General features: G+C 42.9%; 14 protein-coding genes. 5 read left to right on the forward strand and 9 right to left on the reverse strand.

Annotated elements, in window-relative coordinates; genetic code table 11:
- Window positions 1-66 precede the first annotated feature (66 nt).
- The 7 genes from MKO06_RS13640 to MKO06_RS13670 form a co-directional block, all read right to left on the reverse strand.
- Window positions 67-279 carry a hypothetical protein gene (locus tag MKO06_RS13640; protein WP_241552621.1) on the reverse strand — a complete coding sequence of 71 codons (213 nt, stop codon included), beginning with the start codon at window positions 277-279 and terminating at the stop codon, window positions 67-69.
- A gap of 180 nt (window positions 280-459) precedes the next feature.
- Complete coding sequence (locus tag MKO06_RS13645) at window positions 460-1,908, reverse strand: alpha-amylase family glycosyl hydrolase (RefSeq protein WP_241552622.1); 1,449 nt, start codon at window positions 1,906-1,908, stop codon at window positions 460-462.
- Between the two features lie 21 nt (window positions 1,909-1,929).
- Window positions 1,930-3,789, reverse strand: a complete 1,860-nt coding sequence (locus MKO06_RS13650) for a glycoside hydrolase family 13 protein (protein ID WP_241552623.1) — start codon at window positions 3,787-3,789, stop codon at window positions 1,930-1,932.
- 49 nt (window positions 3,790-3,838) lie between these two features.
- Window positions 3,839-6,145 carry a glycoside hydrolase family 65 protein gene (locus tag MKO06_RS13655; protein ID WP_241552624.1) on the reverse strand — a complete coding sequence of 769 codons (2,307 nt, stop codon included), beginning with the start codon at window positions 6,143-6,145 and terminating at the stop codon, window positions 3,839-3,841.
- Entirely contained in the window at window positions 6,145-6,810 is a 666-nt protein-coding gene (gene pgmB / locus MKO06_RS13660) for a beta-phosphoglucomutase (protein ID WP_241552870.1), read from the reverse strand. Before pgmB ends, MKO06_RS13655 begins: the two co-directional genes overlap by 1 nt.
- Window positions 6,810-8,162 (reverse strand): MFS transporter, encoded by a 1,353-nt coding sequence (locus MKO06_RS13665; RefSeq protein WP_241552625.1) that lies wholly within the window; start codon window positions 8,160-8,162, stop codon window positions 6,810-6,812. The genes pgmB and MKO06_RS13665 overlap by 1 nt, the downstream gene beginning before the upstream one ends.
- A 127-nt stretch (window positions 8,163-8,289) precedes the next feature.
- A complete protein-coding gene (locus tag MKO06_RS13670) occupies window positions 8,290-9,318 on the reverse strand; it encodes a LacI family DNA-binding transcriptional regulator (RefSeq protein WP_241552626.1) in 1,029 nt (342 codons plus the stop codon).
- A gap of 222 nt (window positions 9,319-9,540) precedes the next feature.
- Between MKO06_RS13670 and MKO06_RS13675 the strand changes: the two genes are divergently transcribed.
- The 5 genes from MKO06_RS13675 to MKO06_RS13695 all read left to right on the forward strand — a co-directional run bounded on the left by MKO06_RS13675 (window position 9,541) and on the right by MKO06_RS13695 (window position 19,667).
- A complete protein-coding gene (locus tag MKO06_RS13675) occupies window positions 9,541-12,462 on the forward strand; it encodes a SusC/RagA family TonB-linked outer membrane protein (protein ID WP_241552627.1) in 2,922 nt (973 codons plus the stop codon).
- A 23-nt stretch (window positions 12,463-12,485) separates the two neighbouring features.
- Entirely contained in the window at window positions 12,486-14,096 is a 1,611-nt protein-coding gene (locus tag MKO06_RS13680; RefSeq protein WP_241552628.1) for a RagB/SusD family nutrient uptake outer membrane protein, read from the forward strand.
- An 18-nt stretch (window positions 14,097-14,114) separates the two neighbouring features.
- The gene (locus tag MKO06_RS13685) at window positions 14,115-15,263 is read left to right on the forward strand and encodes a SusE domain-containing protein (protein ID WP_241552629.1); all 1,149 of its coding nucleotides are present in this window, start codon (window positions 14,115-14,117) and stop codon (window positions 15,261-15,263) included.
- A gap of 61 nt (window positions 15,264-15,324) precedes the next feature.
- Complete coding sequence (locus MKO06_RS13690; protein ID WP_241552630.1) at window positions 15,325-16,782, forward strand: alpha-amylase; 1,458 nt, start codon at window positions 15,325-15,327, stop codon at window positions 16,780-16,782.
- A gap of 332 nt (window positions 16,783-17,114) precedes the next feature.
- The gene (locus MKO06_RS13695; protein ID WP_241552631.1) at window positions 17,115-19,667 is read left to right on the forward strand and encodes an adenosylcobalamin-dependent ribonucleoside-diphosphate reductase; all 2,553 of its coding nucleotides are present in this window, start codon (window positions 17,115-17,117) and stop codon (window positions 19,665-19,667) included.
- A 68-nt stretch (window positions 19,668-19,735) separates the two neighbouring features.
- On the opposite strand, the gene MKO06_RS13700 is transcribed toward MKO06_RS13695, so the two are convergent.
- Window positions 19,736-22,303 (reverse strand): cellulase family glycosylhydrolase, encoded by a 2,568-nt coding sequence (locus MKO06_RS13700; protein ID WP_241552632.1) that lies wholly within the window; start codon window positions 22,301-22,303, stop codon window positions 19,736-19,738.
- An 18-nt stretch (window positions 22,304-22,321) separates the two neighbouring features.
- Window positions 22,322-23,185 (reverse strand): hydroxypyruvate isomerase family protein, encoded by an 864-nt coding sequence (locus MKO06_RS13705; RefSeq protein WP_241552633.1) that lies wholly within the window; start codon window positions 23,183-23,185, stop codon window positions 22,322-22,324.

The following is a 23,185-nucleotide window of genomic DNA, read 5'->3' on the forward strand; positions in this document are numbered from 1 at the left end:
AATTATTTGGATTATTAAAAGTTTAAATTAACCTTCCGGCCCTGTTTACTGGGCCTTTGCATTTAATTATACATTACAACACCGAGACGGTTTAACCGGGCATTTGTTATATTTCAAATGAGCAGCATGAATATCATTTACCCGGTATTCAAAGAACTGGGCAGCTCTTTCTTCTTTTACCGAGAGAACCGGGTAATCTACTGTTTTTGGAGAAATACTAACCTTGGCGCCAATGGAGATGAAAATAATGGCAATTAGAGTGAGATGAATTCGTTTCATGATTGATGTTTAAATGATTGCTTGTACTAAAAAGACGAACCTGAAATTGATTAGTTACACTAATTTCAATATTTTAATAAAATTACCTTTCTCAAATTCAGTTATTTGAGATTTAAAATTTAAACCACAAAAAAAATGCCGCTTTAAAGCGGCATTTTCAATTCTATAAAAAGGGATTAGTTATTCTGCTGAATCTCGGAGCAGGATCATATAATCCCATCCTGATAATTGCATTTCCTGATCTTTTGTGATCTCCAATTTTTCACCGCTCATATAATTGGTAAAACTCCCTTCGAGTTCCATGCTGAAGCTTGTATCCCCAGCGTCCATATTCGCGATATAAACCAGTTTTTCTCCGTTCTTTTCCCTGGAGAAAGCCAGGATTTTCTCCTCGTTTGAAGTAGTGATATCAGAATAGGAAGCTGCATCCTTACCTCCGTGAAGAGCCGGATTGGAATTTTTAAGCTCACCAAGCTTTTCCAGGATTGGATACATTTTACCCTTGTTTTTTGGGATCGTATCCTTTTCAAAGAACTTCAGGCGTTTGTCCATATCATATTCCATCCCGCTGTAGATAAGCGGCATCCCCGGAATGGTATAGCTCATGGCTACCATGGCTTCTGAAGCATCCCCCATTCGTTCTCTAATGGTCCCGTTCCAGCTGTTTTCATCGTGGTTGGTTACGAAGTTCATAAGAAAATCATCCTCCTGGTAAGTTGTATCGATCTTCTTCATATAATCGTCCCATTCTTTAGCTGAAGCTTTTCCCTGGGCCAAACCGTTCATAATGTGGTGACCTTCCCAGTTATAACCCATATCGAAAGCATTTTCGAATAGATCTTTATCTTCCGATTCGGCCAGCATGAATACCGGTTTTATCTTTTCCAGTTCGGCTAAGGCATTTTCCCAGAAATCGGTTGGAACTTCCCCGGCAACATCGGCTCTAAAACCATCAATATCATGTTCTCTAACCCAGAACAGCATATCCTCGGTCATCGCCTTTCTAAGTCCTTCGCTTTCATAGTTAAGATCGGCCACATCTGTCCAGCCCCATGATTCTCCGGTAGCTGGATTAAGCGGATCTACTGGTTCTCCTTTTTCATTCTGGGTATACCATTCAGGATGTTCTTCCAGCCATTTATGATCCCATCCGGTATGATTTGCCACCCAGTCAAGGATCACATACATCCCGTTTTCATGAGCGGTTTGCACCAGCTCATCAAAATCTTCCATGCTCCCGTAATCTTCGTGCACCTTTGTATAATCGGAAATCGCATAATAACTCCCCAGGTATTTTTTACGCTCTTCAGGATCTTCGATATCCTCTATACTGAGATCTCCTGTAGCTTTCCTGTTCTTCATGGAAATAGGATGCACTGGCATTAACCAGATGATCTTCACTCCCAGTTCCTTGAGTTGAGGAATATCCTTAGTGAAGGCATTAAAAGTTCCTTCTGGTGAATACTGCCTGATGTTCGCCTCGTAGATCACGGCAGACTCCATCATATCATTATTCACCGGGTCTATTTTAGCCGACTCATTTTCTTCGGCCTGTACTTCATTTTTTGGTTCATCCTTGCAGGAAATGAGCAGGGAAACAAACAGAAGCATTAAGAATAGTCTTTTCATAAATTCAGTTTTAAAATATAATTAGTTCAATTTGGTACTTAGGAAATAGGCGCCTCGTGCAGGAAGTTCAAGTTTATCATCCCATTTTAGGGTCTCGCCGGTGATCACATTCCTTAATTGTGCATTTTCAAGGCCCAGTTCAGAAAAACGATCAAGTTCCAGCTGGGTATTTCCTTCGTTCTTGTTCAGAATAAGAACAACGGTCTCATCACCTGAACTTCTGGAGATCAGGTAAGTTCCGGCTTCAGGAGCGAAATGTTTGGTTTTCCCGTTCTGAATAGCCTGGCTGTTCTTGCGGTAATTAAGCAGGGTCTTCAGGAAGTTTTGCATGTCCTTTTCTTCTGAAGAAAGTCCCTCACCGGTAAAGGCATTTGATTCGCTGTCGCTCCAGCCGCCAGGAAATTCGGTTCTTATCAGCCCGTGGTCGCCCGGTTTTGCCGTATCATCCATCAAAATTTCGGTTCCGTAATAGATCTGGACGATCCTTGGCAGGACCAGGATGTAACTCAGCGCCATTTTCGTATTCGGTACATCTTCCTTCAGCTGGGTATAAATTCGGCTCATATCATGATTATCCGGAAAAAGGAGGATATCTTCCGGGGAAGCATAGGCGAAATCATTGGCAAGGCCATCATATAATTTGATCAGACCTGTGCCCCAGCTTTCATCCTCGTTAAGTCCCTGGACAATATTGGTTTGCATCGCGAAATCCATGGTAGACCTTAAATTGGAATCATAACCATTATCTACTCCATCCTGCCAGTAACGAATCAACAACGGGTTGCTGCTCCATTCCTCACCAACAATATTGAAATTGGGATATTCCTTCATGATCGCTCCGGCCCATTCGCCCATGAATTCCTTATCAGGATAGGGATAGGTATCCTGGCGAATTCCTCCAAGCCCAAGTGTTTCTATCCACCAGATGCTGTTCTGGATGATATATTCAGCCATAAACGGGTTGCGCTGGTTTAGATCGGGCATGGTTCTTACAAACCAGCCGTCATTCATTCTCTTTTTATCATATTCTGAAGCGTACAGATCCTGGTTGGTGGTTCTTCGGTGATTCGAATACACGATCTCTTCCCCATCTTCAAATCGCTGCTGGTAATTTACCCAGTCATCAAATGGAAGATCCTTCATCCACCAGTGTTCCACACCGGAATGGTTTGCAACCTGGTCCATGATGATCTTGATATCCTTTTCGCGGGTTTTTTCAACCAGTTCCTTGTATTCTTCCAGACTCCCGAAGCGAGGATCCACCCTGTAAAAATCGGTGATCGCGTAACCGTGGTAAGACCCTGACTTCATATCATTGATTAGCAATGGTGACGACCAGATAGCCGTAAAGCCCATTTCGTCGATATAGTCAAGGTGATCTATGATGCCTCGAATGTCCCCGCCATGACGGGCATAATCGTCTGCTCTGTCGATGGTCTTTTCATTCAAACTGGCATCGGTATCATTAGAAGTGTCTCCATTCGCAAATCGGTCGGGCGTGATCAGGTAGATAGCATCGGTATTATCAAAACCGATAAAATGCTCTTCCGGCCGGTTGCGCTCCTTCAGCTCGTATTCGTAAGTTTGAGCATCACCTTCAGAATCTTCAAAAACGATATCAAAAGTACCGGCTTTGGCATTTTCAGAAATAATCACATCGATAAACAAATAATTAGGGCTATCGGCTTTATGTGTCTTCTCAATTTTTACACCTTCATGGTCTATACTGGGCTCGTAATTACCCATATTTTCACCATGAACCAATAGCTGAAGACTGTTATCCTCGAATCCGATCCACCAGTTTGGAGGCTCTACCCGATCGATCTGTGAAAAGCCATTAGCGGCGGTGATCAATGCAAAAAGCAAGATTAATTTTTTCATATTTTCTGAATTTAAAAAGCCCGTTCGAATAAACGAACAGGCTTGAAATTTAAACACTAAGTTTCATATCTGGCTTAACTTCCAGCTTTTTGCCATTAACCAGGATGTCGATAGCATCTTCGCCTTCCAGGCTGAATTCGGTCTTTTCAGCCGAAACATCTACCTTGAGTATCCGGTCCCTGAAATTCACCTTAAAGCTGTAAGCTTTCCATTGTTCCGGAATCTGGGGTTTAAATGATAGTTTATCATCAACGACCCGCATACCCCCGAAACCTTCTACAATGCTCATCCAGGTACCCGCCATACTGGTAATATGGCAACCCTGTTCAACTTCCTTATTATAATCATCCAGGTCAAGACGGGAAGTTCGCAGGTAGAATTGATAGGCCTGCTCCATTCGTCCCAGGACGGCAGCCTGAATACTGTGTACACAGGGAGAAAGCGAGGATTCGTGAACAGTAAGCGGCTCGTAAAAATCGAAATGCTTTTCCAGGTCTTCCTTGCTGAAGTGATCTTCAAAGAAATAGAATCCCTGCAATACATCGGCCTGTTTGATATAACAGGATCTAAGGATACGATCCCAGCTCCATTTCTGGTTGATAGGACGGTGTTTTTTATCCAGCTGATCAACCGGGATGATCTCCTTATCAAGGAAACCGTCCTGCTGAAGATACACACCAAGTTTTTCGGAATACGGAAAATACATTTGTTCTGCCACTTCTCTCCATTCGGCAATCTCTCCTTCGTTAAGTGACACATGGCTCATGACACGGTGATAATCATCCTCATAGCCGTCTTTGACCTTATCGATCATTTCCAGGCAGTATTCGATACACCATTTGGCGATATAGTTCGTATACCAGTTATTATGAACGTTATTTTCGTATTCATTAGGGCCGGTCACCCCAAGTATCACATATTTATTCTTTGGTTCACTAAAATTGGCTCGCTGGTGCCAGAATCGCGCGATCGCGATCATGACTTCCAGACCCATTTCCGGGATATAATCGAAATCACCTGTAAATCTCACATAATTATAGATAGCAAAGACCATGGCTCCATTCCTGTGAATCTCCTCGAAGGTGATCTCCCATTCATTATGACTTTCCTCCCCGTTCATGGTCACCATCGGGTATAAAGCCGCACCGTTGCCAAAACCTAATTTTTCAGCATTCTCCTGGGCTTTTTTCAGATGATTAAAACGGTAGGTCAATAAATTCCTTGCAACCTGCTGATCTTTGGTAGCCATGTAGAACGGAATACAATAAGCCTCGGTATCCCAGTAGGTGCTTCCACCATACTTTTCACCGGTAAATCCTTTTGGTCCAATGTTCAGTCTTTCATCCTTCCCAAGGTAGGTTTGGTTAAGCTGGAAGATATTGAAACGAATTCCCTGCTGAGCCATTACGTCACCAGATATAGTGATATCTGCCATTTCCCAGATCTTTGCCCAGGCTTCCTTTTGTTCGGTTCTTAATTTATCAAAGCCTGAAGCGATCGCAGCATCCAGGTTTTCATTGGCTGCCTGAATAAGTTCAGTCTTATTATGATTCATATCAGACACATAGCCGGCAAATTTTATGATCCCGGCAGTTTCGCCTTTTTTTGCTGAAACCTGATATTTGAAAGAAACCCGGTCTTCGTTTTTCCTTACTTCTGGCTGCAGGTCCAGTTTTTGTCCATTCTGAAAAACCTGGGACTGCATATAAGTTCCAACATTAAAGTGGGTCTTCAGGGTCCTGGAAACTATAAAAGCTCGTTCTTCTTCTGCCCTGACATCCAGTGTTTCCCAAAATCGTTCCTCCCAGTTCGCATCGGTATTAGTGATGCTTCCGTCAAGATAAGGATCAAACCTAATTTCTGCATTCCTGTTTAAAGGAGTAACTTCAAATTTGATAGCACCCAGTTCATCGTTCACTATTGAAAGAAAGCGAACCGCCTCTACCCTAATTTCGACTCCGTTTGGCAATTCTGCCTCGAAACTCCTGGCCAGGTAACCCTCCTTCATATTGAGCTCCCTCCTGAAGTTATCAACTTTCTTACAGGTGTACAGGTCTAATTGCTCCTCATCTACAAAAACATTGATCCCGATCCAGTTTGGAGCATTCAGTACTTTTGCAAAGTATTCCGGGTACCCGTTCTTCCACCAGCCAACTTTGGTTTTGTCTGGATAATATACCCCACCAATATAGCTTCCCTGGAAGCTTGGTCCCGAGTAATGTTCCTCGAAATTGGCACGCTGCCCCATGGCTCCATTTCCAATGCTGAAAAGGCTTTCAGAAGATTTAACCCTTCCCGGATCAAAATCTTCCTCGATGATGGACCATTCGTCTGGTTTTATATAATCTTGATTCATTATTTCTCTTTTCTCAATAATTGTTCTATAAATTCTAATTCAATCTCAGTGAAATCGGCAAAAACATGATCGGCCTCCTGAAGCACGTTTTTATCACCAATCCCGATACTGGTCATATTCGCAATATTTGCAGCCTGCACTCCCGCCACCGAGTCTTCAAAAACGATGCAGGCTTCAGCCTTTTTATTCATTTTTTCAGCAGCGATAAGGAACACTTCAGGGTCTGGCTTTGCCTTGCTAACATCTGTTCCATCTACGATGGCTGAAAACTTATCCTGTATTTTCAAAATCTTAAGTATAGGCCGCGCATTCTTACTGGCAGAACCCAGTGCGAAAGGGATGTTGTTCTCTTCCAGGTAGGTCAGAACCCTTGATACCCCGGGAAGCATTTCAGATTCATCCATCTTATTTACATAACCCAGGTAATTTTCATTCTTCAGGGCCATTTGTCTTTTGAATTCTTCTTCAGAAAGTTCAACGTTTCCCCAATTCAATATTTTCTTCAATGAGTCTTCCCGACTCACCCCTTTTAATTGCTCATTTTGTTCCTCAGTAAAATCGAAGCCAAGGTCATTTGCCAGTTTCCGCCAGGCCAAAAAATGAAATTTGGCCGTATCAACGATTACTCCATCTAAGTCGAAAATGACTGCTCTGCTATCTTTCATCATTCAGTAATTTTTGTTGGTTCATCAACATCATGTATTCGTAAAGTCAGTATTGCCGCGATAAGAAACGAAACACCGCTGGTCATAAGTGCATAAATTGGATCTCCTCCATATAGATACTTGACCATAGGTCCGCCGATCAGCGCATTGATAATTTGTGGGATTACGATGAAGAAATTGAAAATCCCCATATAAACCCCCATTTTCCTGGCAGGTATAGACCCGGCTAATATGGCGTAAGGCATGGCCAGGATACTGGCCCAGGCGATTCCAACACCAACCATGGAAAGTATCAACCAGTCTTCATCTGGCATCACGTAAATAGACAGAAGTCCCAAACCACCTATGATCAGGGAGATCATATGTGTTTTCTTCCGGCCCAGCTTCAGGGCTATTGCCGGAAGGAAAAACGCGAAAATAGCCGAAACCCCGTTGTAAATTCCGAACAGAATTCCAACCCAGTCACCCGCGTTGTTGTAAGTTTCGCTGCTGCTATCGGTTACCGGAAGTCCGTATATATGATGTGCAATTGCCGGCACCGAAAACACCCACATTCCAAATAATCCGAACCATGAAAAGAACTGTACCCAGCTAAGCTGGCGCATGGTTTCGGGCATTTTGCTGAAATCGGAGAAAATATCCATCAGGCTGGACTTTTCAGTTTCAGCCACTTCCACCTCACCTGGTTCCTCCATGGCATCAAGCTCTTCAGGAGAATATTCCCTGGTAGTGATCACGGTAACCAGAATACTTCCCACAAGGATAGCCGCACCAATAACAAAAGATAATAGTAAGTGTAGTGGCACCTCCCCTACTTCGGCCTGGTTGGAAATTCCAAACCAGTTGGTCATCGCATACGGCAGCCAGGAACCTATCACAGCTCCAATCCCGATAAGTACGGTTTGCACACTAAAGCCCAGCGTTCGCTGGTCTGAAGGCAGGTTATCGGCCACCAGGGCACGAAAAGGCTCCATGGCGACATTAAAAGATGCATCCATCACAAACAGCATTCCGGCACCAATCCACAGGGAAGGCAGGATGGCCGTGAACAAATCGGCATTTGGCATTAATATCAAACCTACGGCAGCCAGAATAGCTCCAGTAAGAAAGAAGGGTCTTCGCCTACCCAGTTTAGTCCAGGTTCGATCGCTATAATAACCAATAATGGGCTGTACAATAAGCCCGGTGAGCGGTGCAACCAACCAGAACCACGAAAGTTCGTGAACATCGGCACCAAAGATTTGTAAAATACGGCTGGCATTTGCATTCTGAAGAGCGAATCCCATCTGGATTCCCAGAAACCCGAAACTCATGTTCCAGATCTCCCAGAAGCTTAATCTGCGTTTACGCATATCGTAAGTTTTAATGATTACGATAAGCACGATGACTTATCAAAACTTAATTAGGTAGGAAGTAAAAAATGTAAGTTCTGATAAATTTCAATCTTGGCAAATATATAGATTATTTGAAATTATTCACTCATTTCAAGGATTTTGTAGAATTTCTCTTCACCAGCCCCGTCTCCACGATCACGGTTCGATACTGTTCATCTTCACCCGGGGTCTTTTCCAGTTTTTCAATAAGGATACGAGCCGCCTCTTCTCCCATTCGGGTGCCATGCTGGCTAACCGTTGTTAAACTGGGAATAAAACGCTTTGACAATTCACCATCAGTAAAACCGATGACCGACACATCTTCCGGAACACGTTTTCCATGTTCCTGGATATATTTAATGGCTGAAATGGCAAAATGTTCATTTACGGCAAAAATTCCGTCCACGTCCTTATCCTTTAAAAAATGTTCGATCTTTTCTTCGCTCTCTTCCATTTCCTCTATCTTCAGAATTAGATCTTCATCCAGCTCGAAATCGTTCTCCTCTAGAGCCAGCTTATAACCCTGGGTTCGTAATTTTCCAACACTTACATAATCCACGGTTGAAAGCAAGGCTATTCTCTTACAACCAATATCTATCAAATGCTGAACTGCCTTCTGGGCTCCAAGAACATCATCTATGATCACCTTATCACATAATATCTGGTCTACAACCCGGTCAAAAAGAACCAATGGCATTCCCTGGCTTATAACTTCAATAAGATGGTGATAATCCCCTTTTTGCATGGTCTCCTTTGCAAGGGACATAATAAAGCCATCTGTACTCCCGTTCGCGAGCATTTCCATGTTGATCACTTCCTTATCGAAGGAGTTATCAGAAAGGCAAATGATCACATTATAACCCATCTCATTGGCGACCTTCTCCACACCGCTTATAACGGTAGTAAAAAAGTGATGTACGATCTCGGGAATTATGATCCCAATGGTTTTGGTCTTACGGTTCTTAAGGCTAAGAGCAATATTGTTTGGCTTATAATTATAGAACTTGGCAAAGGCCTTAATTTTTTCCCGCGTATCTTCTCCAATTTCGGGACTATCCCGCAGTGCTTTCGAAACTGTAGAAATCGAAACATCCAGTTCCTTAGCGATTTGTTTTAGTGTTAGTTTAGGTCTCATGGGGTTATATAATTCTTAGTTTCAGGGGAAATTATTATATTCTGTATAAAATTAATGTATTCAGTTTGGCAATTTGTTAATATTTGAAAGTTTTCAACACGAAAACGATTTCGTGCCAGTGCTGGCGCGGGTTTATTAAAAATCGTGTTAAAATTTACGTACATTTAACTCAGGAAGTGAAAAATGTAAGGTTAATTTAATTAAAAACCCAACACAAAATTTATGAAAACTTTATTTAAAAGCTCTTTGTTATTGCTGTTTTTACTGCCAATGAGCTTTTTTGCCCAGAACGTGGTAAGCGGTACAGTAACCGAAGGGGCTACTGGAATGCCTATCCCAGGGGTAAATGTCATTGTAAAAGGTACTACTAATGGTACTACCACCGATTTCGATGGTAACTATACCATTCAGAATGTATCAGAAGGAGATATACTTACCTTCTCCTTTTTAGGTTTCGCTACTGAAGAGATCCCCTACGAAGGACAGTCAACTTTAGACGTCGTATTAGACGAAGATCAGGCCACACTAGATGAGGTGGTTTTAATTGGATATGGTAGTACTTCTGAACAGGATGCGACCGGAGCGGTTCAAAAGATCTCCCCGGAAGAATTCAACCAGGGTGCTGTAGTGTCTCCTGAACAACTTATAGCTGGTAAATCGGCCGGGGTGCAGATCACTCCAGCTTCAGGTGCACCAGGATCTGGAGGAACCATTCGAATAAGAGGTGGTTCATCGCTTTCGGCAAACAACTCTCCGCTTATCGTGGTAGATGGGGTACCTTTAGATCAAAGAGGTGTTACAGGATCAAGAAACGCCCTGAATACCATCAACCCGAACGAGATCGAAGATTTCGTTGTTCTTAAGGATGCAGCCGCAACTTCTATTTATGGTTCCAGGGCATCTAACGGGGTTATCCTTATTACCACTAAAAAAGGTAAGAAAGAGTCACCATTTCGTTTTACCTATGATGTAAAAGCATCGGTTGGCAATATAATGGACAAAGTGGATGTTCTAAATGCAGACCAGTTTCGTGAACTAATAGAAAGTCAACCAAACACCGATCCTTCTCTTCTTGGAGATGCCAATACCGATTGGCAGGATCAAATTTACAAAACCGCAGTAGGTGCGATTCATGATTTCACAGCTACCCAGGGTTTTGAAAACTTCACGTACCGAATCAATTACAACAACACCCAGCAAACCGGTGTTCTAAAAACCGATTACTACGGAAGAAACTCTTTAAACATAGCTCTTAACCAGGATTTATTCGACAGGTCTTTAAAACTTACCCTTACGTCAAAAGGAATTATAGAAAATTCAAGTTTTGCAGACCAGGGAGCCATTGGAGGAGCGATCGCTTTTGATCCAACTCAGCCGGTCTATGATCCAACGAGTCCGTTTGATGGATATTTCGAATTCAGAAACGGGAACACTACAAATGACGAATTGCGACTTGCAACCAGGAACCCGCTGGCAACTCTTGAACAATTTGATAATACAGGCGTAGTTAGAAGAAACATCACGAACCTGAATGCCGTTTATGAAATACCATTCCTGGAAGGACTTGAATTCACTGTTAATGCTGGTTTTGATTATGCAGAAAATGAAGGCAGCAATTCAAGACCTGTAACTTCTGCAATCGTTGCTGGAGACAGTGGGACTTTCGAAGAATACTTTAATATTAACCGAAACCTGTTACTGGATACATACTTTAATTATAAGAACGAATTCTCTTCTATTGATGTAGATTTCACGGTAGGACATTCTTACCAGGAGTTCTATCAGAACTTTACCGGTAGATTCTTCAACCAGACATCTAACCAGATAGTAGAAAGAATTCCTTCAATAAATAGAAATGCACTGGAGTCTTATTTCGCCAGGGCGAGCTTTGATATAGACGACAGATTCCTGGTTTCTGCCAGTTACCGATACGACGGGTCTTCAAGATTCGCACCAGAGAACAGGTGGAGTGGTTTCCCTTCAGCTTCTGTAGGATGGAAATTGCACAACGAGGAATTTCTACTTAATTCCGGATTTGTTTCTGAATTAAAGATTAGAGGTGGTTACGGAGAGACCGGTAACCAGGAAATTGGTCCTAACTATGGCTACCTTGGTATTTACACCCCCAGTATAAATGGCGCCAATTACCAGTTTGGGAATCAATTCTTCCCCACTTTAAGACCTGAAGAATTTGATGAGAACATCAAATGGGAGGCACTTAAGAACTGGAATGCCGGTATAGATTTTGGATTCTTTGATAACAGGCTAAATGGTTCGGTTGATGCTTATTATCGCCAAACATCAGACCTTCTTGCATCGGTACCTGTTCCTGCGGGAGCTAACCTTACAGACCAGCTGGTAACGAATGTTGGTGAAACGGTAAGCCGCGGGCTTGAGATCGCAATAGGAGGTGATATCGCACGTTCAGAGAACTTTAACTGGAGTGTAAATTATAACATCACTTTCCAGGAGAATGAAATTACCGCACTTTCATTAGGCGATGATCCTAATTTCTTTATCCCACAGGGAGGAATTGGAGGTGCTGTTGGTAACACCATTCAGCTTTGGAAAAAAGGCTATGACCCTTATACTTTCTTTGTGTTCCGTCAGGTTTATGATACAGATGGAAACCCTATCGAAGGTGCTTACGTAGATGTTAACGGAGATAACGCAATCACGGAAGCCGACAGGCAGCCTTACAAAAAGGCAACTCCAGATTACTTTATGGGATTAACCAATACGATGAACTACAAGAACCTGGATTTTAGCTTCACCTTTAGAGGAAACTTTGGAAACTATATTTATAACAATACACAATCCAATGCATTCCTCGGGGCAGCTACTAATACTCCACAGGATTATTATGCGAACCTAAACACAAACGTTCTTGAAACCAATTTTGTTGATAACCAGTATTTCTCTGATTATTACATCCAGTCTGCAGATTTTGTGAAGCTGGACAACATTAGCCTTGGATATACCTTCCCTTTTGAGGAGGTAGATTTCAGGACCTCATTTACTGCAACGAACGTTCTATTTATTACCAACTACGAGGGACTTGATCCTGAAATTTTCAATGGAATTGATAACAATTTCTATCCAAGGTCAAGAAACTTCGTGCTTGGGTTAAGCTTAACATTTTAAAAAACACAATAACACACATAGTTATGTTCAATAGATTAAAAACATTTCTGATAATTTTTGCAAGTATGGCCATGTTTTGGTCTTGTGAGGATCAATTGGACTTGCAACCGGAAGATAACCGGCTTACTGCGGAGGCAAGTTTTGAAGATCCTGACGCTTATAAGCAGTTTCTTGCAAAATTATATGCCGGATTAGCGATAAGCGGGCAGGAAGGCCCTGCCGGACAACCCGACCTTGTAGGTCTGGACGAAGGATTCTCACAGTACCTTAGATTATACTGGAAATTACAGGAGCTTACCACCGATGAAGCCGTAATTGGCTGGAACGATGGTACGATCAAAGACCTTCATAACCAGAACTGGACCTCAGGTAACGAGTTCATAAGAACCATGTACTCAAGGATCATGTACCAGGTTGCTCAGGCGAATGAATTCCTGAGACAAACAACTCCGGAAAAACTGGATTCAAGAGGAGTGGAATCATCTCTTAGAAACGATATCGAAGATTTTCGAGCTGAAGCAAGATTCCTAAGAGCACTTAGTTACTATCATGCGCTGGACCTGTTTGGAAACCCTCCTTTCGTAACCGAAGAGGATCCAATTGGAGCTTTTCTTCCAGAGCAGATCCAGAGAGCCGAGCTGTTTGATTATATCGAAGGCGAACTTCTTGACATCGAAAGCACGATCGTAGCTGCAAACCAGAACGAATATGGTAGAGCAGACCAGGCAGCGGTTTGGATGCTGCTTGCAAAACTGTATCAAAATGCTGAAGTATACAATGGTGAAAACCGGAGCGCTGAGGTTATAGATTATACCAGCCGTATCGCAGATGCAGGTTTCAGCCTTGTAGATGATTACCAGAAATTATTCCTGGCAGATAACGATACCAATGGAGCCCAGAATGAGGTTATTTTCCCAATTACTTTTGATGGGATCGAAACCCAGGCCTATGGAGGAATGACCTTTATAGTTCATGCTGCTGTTGGAGGCGATATGGATCCGGCAGATTTTGGGATCAATGGCGGATGGGCTGGTATAAGAACCACTTCTGCCCTTGTGAACAAGTTCCTTGACGATGAAGACAACCCCATTGAAGATGTGGAAGACGAAAGAGCTTTGTTCTTTACCGAAGGTCAGTCTAAGGAGATCAGTGATATTTCCAGTTTTACTGATGGTTACGCTGTGACCAAATTCAAGAATGTTGATACCCAGGGTAATCCCGGGTCTGACCCAACCGGAGACTTCCCGGATACCGATTTCCCAATGTTCCGCCTGGCAGATGCGTATCTGATGTATGCTGAAGCTCACCTAAGAGGTGGTGGCGGTAGCGAAGCCCAGGCCGTTGAATATATCAATGAATTGAGAGAGCGTGCGTATGGAAATTCAGATAACAACATTTCTGCCTCAGACCTTGACCTTGACTTCATCATAGACGAAAGAGCAAGAGAATTGTACTGGGAAGCACACAGAAGGACAGACCTGATCCGTTTCAACCTGTTCACAGAGAACGGCATCTGGCCATTTAAAGGTGGAGTACCGCAGGGAACTACCACCCAGCCTTTCAGGAATATTTTCCCAATCCCGGCTTCAGATCTGGGAGTAAACACCAACTTAGTACAAAATCCAGGATATTAATATTATAACAGACTCAAAATGAAAAAGTTTTCAATTTTCTTACTATTTATAGTTGCACTCGTAGGCCTATCATCCTGTGAGCATGACGATGACGTGGTATTCGTAGCACAGCCCGATCCAGAAGGGGTTATGTTTACCAACACTTTTGCATCTAATTACACGCTAACCTCCCAGGTTTCAGGAAACCTCGCAGAACGTTTTGTCTGGAACGAGGTTGATTTTGGCGCGCCTACAACGGTTACTTATGAATTGCAGGGATCTGCAAGTTCAGATTTCAGCAGTTTTGATGTGATCGGGTCTACTTCTCAAACCAATTTAGGAGTGACAGTTGGGCAAATGATTGCCCTTGCAGAAGATGCTGGACTGGACAACGACCCTAATACCGAAATGCCTAATACAGGGATGGTTTATTTCAGAGTACGTGCTTATGCCGGTTCTGGAGACGGAAATGCTTTAGAGGAAATGAGTGAAGTCGTTTCTTTGAATGTTACCCTTCCGGAAGTTGGAGAGGAAGAGCCTGAAACCAAAATGAACCTGTTCTTTGTAGGAGATGCTACAGCTGCAGGCTGGAACAATAACAACAACAACACACCTATGTTCAGAGATCCAGAGAATGACAACGTGTTCTATTTTCAGGGTAGATTTGCTGGTGGTGATGATGTTGAAGGCTTCAAGCTACTTGAAGTTCTTGGACAGTGGCAGCCTCAATGGGGTGGAACTGACGGTGTTCTTGGCGTAAACCCAGGAGATACTGATGATCCGGCAGCATTCTCGGTTGATGCCGATGCTTACTACAGCCTTATGGTAAATGTTGATGATATGACCTATACCTGGGAAGAAGTAGATGAAAGTGGAGCTGCAACTTATGCCTCTATTGGAATCATTGGACCAGCTCAAGCCGGTGGATGGGATGCTGATACTGATATGACTCAGTCTGAATTTGATCCGCATATCTGGTACATCAATGATTTGGAAATGACCGCTGGTGAATTCAAATTCAGAGCAAACGATGATTGGGCCGATAACTGGGGTGTTGCTTCATCTGCACTTAGTGACCAGTCTAATTATGGTAGTGGAGATAATATGACCGCTGAGGAAGGAGTTTATGATGTTTGGTTCAATGACCTGACTGGAAGATATATCCTGATCCCTCAGGCTGAAGAATAAAATGAAATGAATGATGAAAAGGCTGCCTTTGTGCAGCCTTTTTTTTCTAAAAATTGAAATTATGAAATTGAATAAAATATTGATCCTCTGGATACTGGCTCTTTTCATGGGGCTATCATCCTGTTCCAGCGATGATTCAGAAATAGATCCTACAGATGATGTAACCGGCCAGCCAGATCCCGATCCGGAACCACAACCAGACAACCCGGAGCCGATAGATCTTTCGGCATACGACAATGGCAGCAGGGTAATGATGCAGGCTTTCTACTGGGATGTAGAGCCTCGTTTTGAATGGTGGACCAATCTAACCGATAAAGTTGGTGGATGGGCTGATGCCGGGATCAACCGACTCTGGTTGCCTGTGGCCACCAAAGGACAGTCTGGAGGATATTCTATGGGATATGATGTTTCCGATTATTATGACTTCGGAAATTATAATCAGCATGGTACCACAGAAACCCGATTTGGATCAAGGGAAGAATTAGAGGAATTGATCAGCACCGCACATCAGAATGACGTGGAAGTGATCGCGGATATCGTGATCAACCATAATTCGGGCGGCGGATTGGAGTACAACCCTTACAGGGGTTATGAAACCTATACCCTGTTCGATGAAGAACATGGAAATGCTTCCGGGATGTTCAACAGGAACTATGAATATTTCTATCCTAACAGTGTGAGCCAGTATGATCCAGGAAGCCTTTTCTATGCAGAATCAAACCTGGATCACCACCGTGAGTATGTTCAGGACTGGTTATGGAAAAAGGACAATTCGGTTGCCAAATATTACAAGAACGTAATGGGCTTTGATGGCTGGCGATTCGATTACGTGTTAGGGTTTGAGCCATGGGTCGTAAAAGCCTGGCTGGATGAAGTTGGTGGATTTTCGGTTGCTGAACTTTGGGACGGAAGAGCCTCTGTGCTTCGTGATTATGTGAACGAGACCGGAAGCGGTGCTTTCGATTTCGCAACATTCTATAAGCTGGAAGAAGGCTTGGACCGTTTTGAAGATCTAAATACCCTGGACCAGGATATGTTATGGAAAACACATCCGGAAAAGGCGGTCACTTTTACCGCAAATCATGATACCGAAAAGGATTCAAATGAAGATAATTTCATAAAATCTTCAAATAAAATGAAAGCCTACGCTTATATTCTAACGCATCCGGGATACCCAACTATCTTTTATTCAGATTATGAAAACACTGATTTCCAGGATGAAATAAAGAACCTCATCGAGATCCATAACAGCATTGCCACTGGTGATACTGAAATTCTGTATATAGATGAAGATGAATATGTGATGAAAAGAGCTGGTACCGGTACCAATCCCGGATTAATTCTATATATTAGCATTAGCAACAGCACAAAAAGACGTTCTGTAAGTTCAAACTGGAATAATGTTACCCTTATGGACTATAGTGGTAACTCAACTTATAACCCTACCTCCGATGAAAATGGTGCGGTAACCATCGAAGCTCCTTCAAATGGATATTCGATCTGGTCTATAACCGAATAAAACACTTTATTTTTTGAATTTTCATAGGTGTTAATTCAAGACGGCTCCGCCTCCCAGCGGAGCCTCTTTTTTTTAAAAATATTGCAGTTTCCTTTGTTATTGCCTGGAAAAATAGCCACTCGCCTGCCTGTAGACTATTTCCAAACACAAAAAAATAAATTTTCATTATTTGTCAACTTTCGGTTGTTAGTAAATTTTTATTTTACTGATAATCAATATATTAACAACTTTTTCTTGATAACTTTTCTTTAACAACCTGCTTGTAATCTCATTTCTTTAATTAGATTTATACCTCTCGAACGAGGATATACTAATCTAAAAAACTCATTTCTATGCCTGTACAAGAAAAACCAGTTGCTCCGAAAACTTTTACCCAGGAGCAGGCTTATGAAGCTTCCTTAAAATACTTCAAAGGAGATGACCTGGCCGCAAGGGTTTGGGTGAACAAATATGCCCTTAAAGATTCCGATGGGAATATCTATGAACTTACTCCTGATGACATGCACAGGCGTATTGCGAAAGAAATTGCCCGGGTTGAAAAGAAATACCCTAATCCTATGACCGAGGATGAGGTTTTTGACCTTATCAAGAACTTCAAATATATCGTTCCTCAGGGTAGCCCTATGGCCGGAATTGGAAATCCATACCAGGTTGGATCGCTGTCTAACTGTTTTGTGATTGGAAATGATGGTGATTCAGATTCTTATGGTGGAGTGATGAAGATAGACCAGGAACAGGTACAGCTGATGAAAAGACGAGGTGGCGTGGGTCATGACCTGTCTCACATCCGTCCTAAGGGATCTGCCGTAAAGAACTCTGCGCTAACTTCTACCGGGATCGTTCCGTTTATGGAGCGCTACTCCAACTCTACAAGAGAGGTGGCCCAGGATGGAAGACGTGGAGCACTGATGCTTTCGGTTTCTATCAATCACCCGGATGCCGAGGATTTCATCGATGCTAAAATGGAACAGGGCAAAGTTACAGGCGCCAATGTTTCGGTTAGAATAGATGATGAATTCATGAGAGCGGTAAAAAATAATACCGATTATACTCAAAAATACCCGGTTTTCAGCAGCAATCCGAAGTTCTCAAAGGAGATCAAGGCGGAAAAACTGTGGAAAAAGATCGTTCACAACGCATGGCAAAGCGCTGAACCAGGAATCCTTTTCTGGGATACCGTGATCAATGAGTCGGTGCCAGATTGCTATGCAGACCTTGGTTACAAAACGGTTTCTACCAATCCTTGCGGAGAGATCCCGCTTTGTCCTTATGACTCGTGCAGGCTATTGGCCATAAACCTCTATTCTTATGTAGAAGATCCTTTCACTGAGAATGCAAAATTCAACTACGAATTGTTCAAAAAACACGTTGGAGCTGCACAAAGGATCATGGACGATATCATCGACCTTGAATTGGAGAAGATCGACCGAATCCTTGAAAAGATCGATGCAGATCCCGAAAGCGAGGAGATCAAATCTGTTGAAAAAAATCTTTGGCTTAACATTCGCAAAAAAGCTTACGAAGGAAGAAGAACCGGAATTGGCATCACTGCTGAAGGTGACATGCTTGCAGGCCTTGGTATCAAATACGGAAGCAAGGAAGGAATTGACTTTTCGGTAGATATTCACAAGAATATCGCGCTTGCTGCCTACAGGGCTTCAGTTGATACCGCAAAAGAAAGAGGTGCATTCTCCATTTTCGATTCAGAAAGAGAAAAAGATAATCCGTTCATCCTAAGACTGAAGGATGCCGATGAAAAGCTTTATTACGATATGCTGGAATACGGAAGACGTAATATTGCGCTTCTAACCATCGCTCCTACCGGTACAACCAGTTTGATGACGCAGACTACTTCCGGGATCGAGCCGGTATTTTTACCAGTTTACAAAAGAAGAAGAAAGGTAAATCCAAATGATAAGAATGCACGGGTAGATTTCGTGGATGAAGTTGGAGATTCATGGGAAGAATACGTGGTTTTCCACCACCGTTTCAAAGAATGGATGAAAGTTCAGGGACATGATACCGAAAAGAACTACAGCAACGAAGAACTGGATAAACTGGTGAAACTTTCTCCTTATTACGAGGCTACTTCTAACGACGTAGACTGGTTAAGCAAGGTGAAGATGCAGGGAGCCGTTCAAAAGTGGATAGACCACTCGATTAGTGTGACCATCAACCTTCCTAATGATGTTAGTGAAGACCTTGTTGGAAAACTATACCTTGAAGCCTGGGAGGCAGGATGTAAGGGAGTAACTGTTTACCGTGATGGTTCAAGATCTGGAGTTCTTATTTCTAACGAAGAGAAAAAAGAAGAAGAGGAAACTACGGGTGGTAATTTCCCGCTAAAAAGACCAGAAACACTAACTGCAGATGTAGTTCGTTTCCAGAATAACAAGGATAAATGGATCGCCTTCATCGGACTTGTTGACGGAAGACCTTACGAGATCTTTACCGGTTTTGCCGATGACGAAGAAGGAATCCTTCTTCCAAGATGGGTTAGCGAAGGTTATATCATCAAGGCCAGAAATGAAGACGGAACCTCGAGATATGACTTCCAGTATGAGAACAAAAGAGGTTATAAGACCACTATCGAAGGCCTTTCTCACAAGTTCAACCCAGAATTCTGGAACTACGCGAAACTGATCTCCAGTACGCTGCGTCACGGAATGTCTATAGACAACGTGGTAGACCTTATCAACAGCCTTCAGCTGGACAGTGAATCTATCAACACCTGGAAAAATGGTGTGGTTCGAGCCTTGAAGCGTTATATCGCTGACGGAACAGTGGCTAAGAAAGAAAAATGTAATAATTGTAACTCCTCAAATCTGATATACCAGGAAGGATGCTTAACCTGTAAGGACTGCGGTTCTTCTAAATGTGGTTAATTTTTCTGTTATAGCTGAAAAAAAGTCCCGCAATCGCGGGACTTTTTTTTGATTAAAAACTAAATCATTCACTCAATTCTTAGGCTTTCGATCGCTACCTCATGAGGCTGCTTTAACTCCTGAGCAGTCATTCCAGGGCCAATCGAAAATTGAACGCTCTCGACTTTCTCCAGTTCAAGATCTCCGGAATATTCATGATCAAAATAGTAGGGTAAAAAACCCGGGTAGGGTCTTGGAAGAGTGACGGTTTTCACAGGCTGGAGATCGGTAGGGTCGATCTCGATCTCTTTCAATTCCGGGCCTAATTCTACTATTTTTCCAAAAGCGGCTCCATTATCCATTACCAGGGCCACCTGCATTTTCTTTGTGGTGTTTCCAGGCGAACGCGCCTTTAGAACCAGTTTATTCTTACTATTGATAGTTCGGTTACCTAATTTCTTTCTGAAATTATAGCGAAACGAATAATCATAGACAGGCTCAGCGCCCAGGTTCTCAACATCTTCTTCGAACAATTCATCTATCTTGACATGGTATTCCGCAGAATTCTCTCCTGTAGGAACCAGTTTATTTCCAGGCGTCCAGGGCCGCACCAGGTTTTCGTGATCGTTTTCTGCATGGAACAAATAAACTGGTGAATCTTCCTGAACGATCCTTGTTGAATAAAGTTCTTCTCCGTAAAAATCCCAGTCGGCCGGGCTGCCATCATAAGCGCCGGGAAAAGTGTGATCGCCGGCTTTGGTTTTTACGATAATGCGATATTCAAGGAAACCAGGCTCTAGTAGTTTAGCCGGAACTTCAACCGAATAATCATAGTTGTTTTCAGCCTTTAGTTCAACCGACTCATATACATTCCCGTTCCTGAACCAGGCTTCAATTTTTTCAATTTCCGATTTGGAAACTGCACTCAATTCCAAATCAAAAGTTTGACCAGCCGGGGCTACGCTAACAGGATCATGAACCAGGTAGGTTTCATCTACTGTTGAAGACTGCGCTTCGAAGGCATTTAGCGGAACTCTCAGGTTCTTCCCCGCCTTGGCAAGGTCTATTTCAGTTCCTTTGGCACTGAGCAAATAAGTTCCGGGCGAAATACGAAATTTAGAATTTTCGGCTTCTGAATTATATTCATTCCCATCATTGAGCGCTTGAATGCTGAAATCAGTACCAAGATCAGGTAGATCGAGTTTCATTTCATTTTCTTTCCAGCTTATCACGGAAACGGTCTTTTCGAGGCTATTGCTTCCGAAGGGGTTTTTGATCAGAACCGGGTCTGGCATCACCTCCAGTCTCCAGGCGCCATCTTCAAGTTTGTCGAGGAAATAGGCTCCTTTACCATTATAGTCCACTACAGTAGAACTACCATGACCCGAGAGGCTTTTCAGCTCACTAATATTTTCAGCCTGCTGATTGCTTGAATTGGTGTAAATGAATTCATCTTCCGATGCATAGGTCGCAATATCTCCTTCATAAGAAATTTTGAAATTCCCGAATTCAAGGTTTTCGGGATAGGTTCCCAGGTCTTTCCCCAACTCCACTTCATGGAAAATCTTCGAAGCGATCATCAATGCCAGGGCTTTATGCGGGGTATAATTCAGGTTCATATAATGCGTATTATACTCGGTATTCGCGTAGGCCAGGAAGGTTGGATCGTAGGCAAAATGCGTTGCGATCTGTATGCCTGCCTCCCTGAAACTTCTGGCCATGGCCGGGTACATATAGGATTTGTTCACATCGGCCGCATCGAATTCGTAGACCAGTTTGGCTTTTCCGCTAGCCTGAATAACTTCATCAAAAGGAATGTTATAATCATTCACATTTGGCAACAAATTCCCTTCAAGTTCCTTCTGAAACCCAAGGCCTGTTGGATACCATTGAAAGGTTCCTCCCTGAATGTTGGAGTCGAAATAAGTTTCGGCAAGATGAACGCTGTGACTCACGTTATAGAAAATTGGCTTTTCGCTACCTGTACTCCGCATTGCTGAAACCATCTTGTTGATGAATTCCTTCACCTCTTCAGGTTCTCCCCTGTGGTGCGGCTCATTGCTCACCTCAAAGGCGATGATATTTGGTTCGTTCTTATACGCAACACCGGTATACGGATTTACATGTTCGAGGAACTGGGCCAGGTAATTCTGCTGCGCTTTGATAGCTTCAGGATCAGTAAGGCTCTTTTCCTTTCCATATTTATCTGAAAATCCCGGCGTATCCTCATCGGGCTCAGGCCAGCCATTTCCCCAGTAGGCAATAGGAGTGATCACGAAATTGATATCGCGATCCTTTAACTGGCTGAGCAGGTAATCAAAGGCCTCCAGGTGTTCATTTTCCAAGAGATTTCCCTGCTCGTCACTTATTTCGGTATCCCAGACGTGAAGACGGTACAGATCGAATCCGAGCCTTGTAAAATGGTAGATATCTTTATCCATTTCAGCCTTGATATCCAGGCCTTTCTTTTCAGCGCTTCGGTAAGCATGAGCAAAGGGTACCGAGTAGTTCACCCCAAAACCTTTGACCTCTTCTCCTCCACTCCATCGCATTACTCCGTTCTCATCTACATACACAGTACCTTTTGAATCCTGAGCCGTGGAGTTCAGGCTGAATAAGAGCACAAAAAGGCCGAAAATCAGCTTTGTTTTGTTCATTTTCAAAAACATAATTCTTTAAATATCGCAGATTTGGATTCCTTCTTTTAGTGCCGAAAGTTTATCATCATAAGTAGGGATGAATTCCTGGGCTACATAACCATCGAAACCGGTATCGTAGATCGCCTGCATGATCGCCGGATAATTAAGTTCCTGGGAATCGTTGATCTCATTACGCCCGGGCACCCCACCAGTGTGGTAGTGATTTATATACTCATGATTTTCACGAATGGTCCTTATCACATCACCTTCCATGATCTGCATATGATAGATATCGTAAAGCAACTTAAAATTGGGTTTGTTTAGTCTTTGGGCCAGTTTCACGCCCCATTCGGTATGATCGCACATATAATCTGGATGATCAACCTTGCTATTAAGCAATTCCATCACAAGGTTCACCTCCAAGCCTTCGGCATACTCGAGCAAGGGCGTTAATCCCTTTACGCAATTTTGAATACCGGTTTCCTCGTCCATCCCGTTTCGGTTTCCGGAGAAACAGATAACATTCTTAACTTTATGTTCAGAAGCTTTTTTTATAAGGCCTTTATAGGAATTCTGAAGATGTTCGTGATTGGCGGGATCATTAAAACCGTTGGTAATACTGGCAAAATCATCGGTAGCCATGGAACAAACGAGTCCGTATTTTTCAACGGTCTCCCATTCTGAAGGTTTTAAAAGGTCGATGGCGCTAATCCCGATCCTGGAACAGGCCTGGGCAAATTCTTCAAGAGGAATAAACTGGTAACACCAGCGGCAAACCGAATGATTGATCTTTCCTTTAAAGGAGTTATCAGCTTCAGCAGCCAGAATGGACGGAATATTTCCCATGCCCATAAGGCCTACTCCCAGCCCAATATTTTTTAAAACATCTCTTCTTTTCAT

The organism is Christiangramia oceanisediminis (assembly GCF_022570735.2).
GTDB lineage: Bacteria > Bacteroidota > Bacteroidia > Flavobacteriales > Flavobacteriaceae > Christiangramia > Christiangramia oceanisediminis.

Bases quoted from the DNA above. Each gene is read 5' to 3' on its own strand.
- MKO06_RS13640 (WP_241552621.1), bottom strand. From the start codon at position 279: ATGAAACGAATTCATCTCACTCTAATTGCCATTATTTTCATCTCCATT.
- MKO06_RS13645 (WP_241552622.1), bottom strand. From the start codon at position 1,908: ATGAAAAGACTATTCTTAATGCTTCTGTTTGTTTCCCTGCTCATTTCC.
- MKO06_RS13650 (WP_241552623.1), bottom strand. From the start codon at position 3,789: ATGAAAAAATTAATCTTGCTTTTTGCATTGATCACCGCCGCTAATGGC.
- MKO06_RS13655 (WP_241552624.1), bottom strand. From the start codon at position 6,145: ATGAATCAAGATTATATAAAACCAGACGAATGGTCCATCATCGAGGAA.
- pgmB (WP_241552870.1), bottom strand. From the start codon at position 6,810: ATGAAAGATAGCAGAGCAGTCATTTTCGACTTAGATGGAGTAATCGTT.
- MKO06_RS13665 (WP_241552625.1), bottom strand. From the start codon at position 8,162: ATGCGTAAACGCAGATTAAGCTTCTGGGAGATCTGGAACATGAGTTTC.
- MKO06_RS13670 (WP_241552626.1), bottom strand. From the start codon at position 9,318: ATGAGACCTAAACTAACACTAAAACAAATCGCTAAGGAACTGGATGTT.
- MKO06_RS13675 (WP_241552627.1), top strand. From the start codon at position 9,541: ATGAAAACTTTATTTAAAAGCTCTTTGTTATTGCTGTTTTTACTGCCA.
- MKO06_RS13680 (WP_241552628.1), top strand. From the start codon at position 12,486: ATGTTCAATAGATTAAAAACATTTCTGATAATTTTTGCAAGTATGGCC.
- MKO06_RS13685 (WP_241552629.1), top strand. From the start codon at position 14,115: ATGAAAAAGTTTTCAATTTTCTTACTATTTATAGTTGCACTCGTAGGC.
- MKO06_RS13690 (WP_241552630.1), top strand. From the start codon at position 15,325: ATGAAATTGAATAAAATATTGATCCTCTGGATACTGGCTCTTTTCATG.
- MKO06_RS13695 (WP_241552631.1), top strand. From the start codon at position 17,115: ATGCCTGTACAAGAAAAACCAGTTGCTCCGAAAACTTTTACCCAGGAG.
- MKO06_RS13700 (WP_241552632.1), bottom strand. From the start codon at position 22,303: ATGAACAAAACAAAGCTGATTTTCGGCCTTTTTGTGCTCTTATTCAGC.
- MKO06_RS13705 (WP_241552633.1), bottom strand. From the start codon at position 23,185: ATGAAAAGAAGAGATGTTTTAAAAAATATTGGGCTGGGAGTAGGCCTT.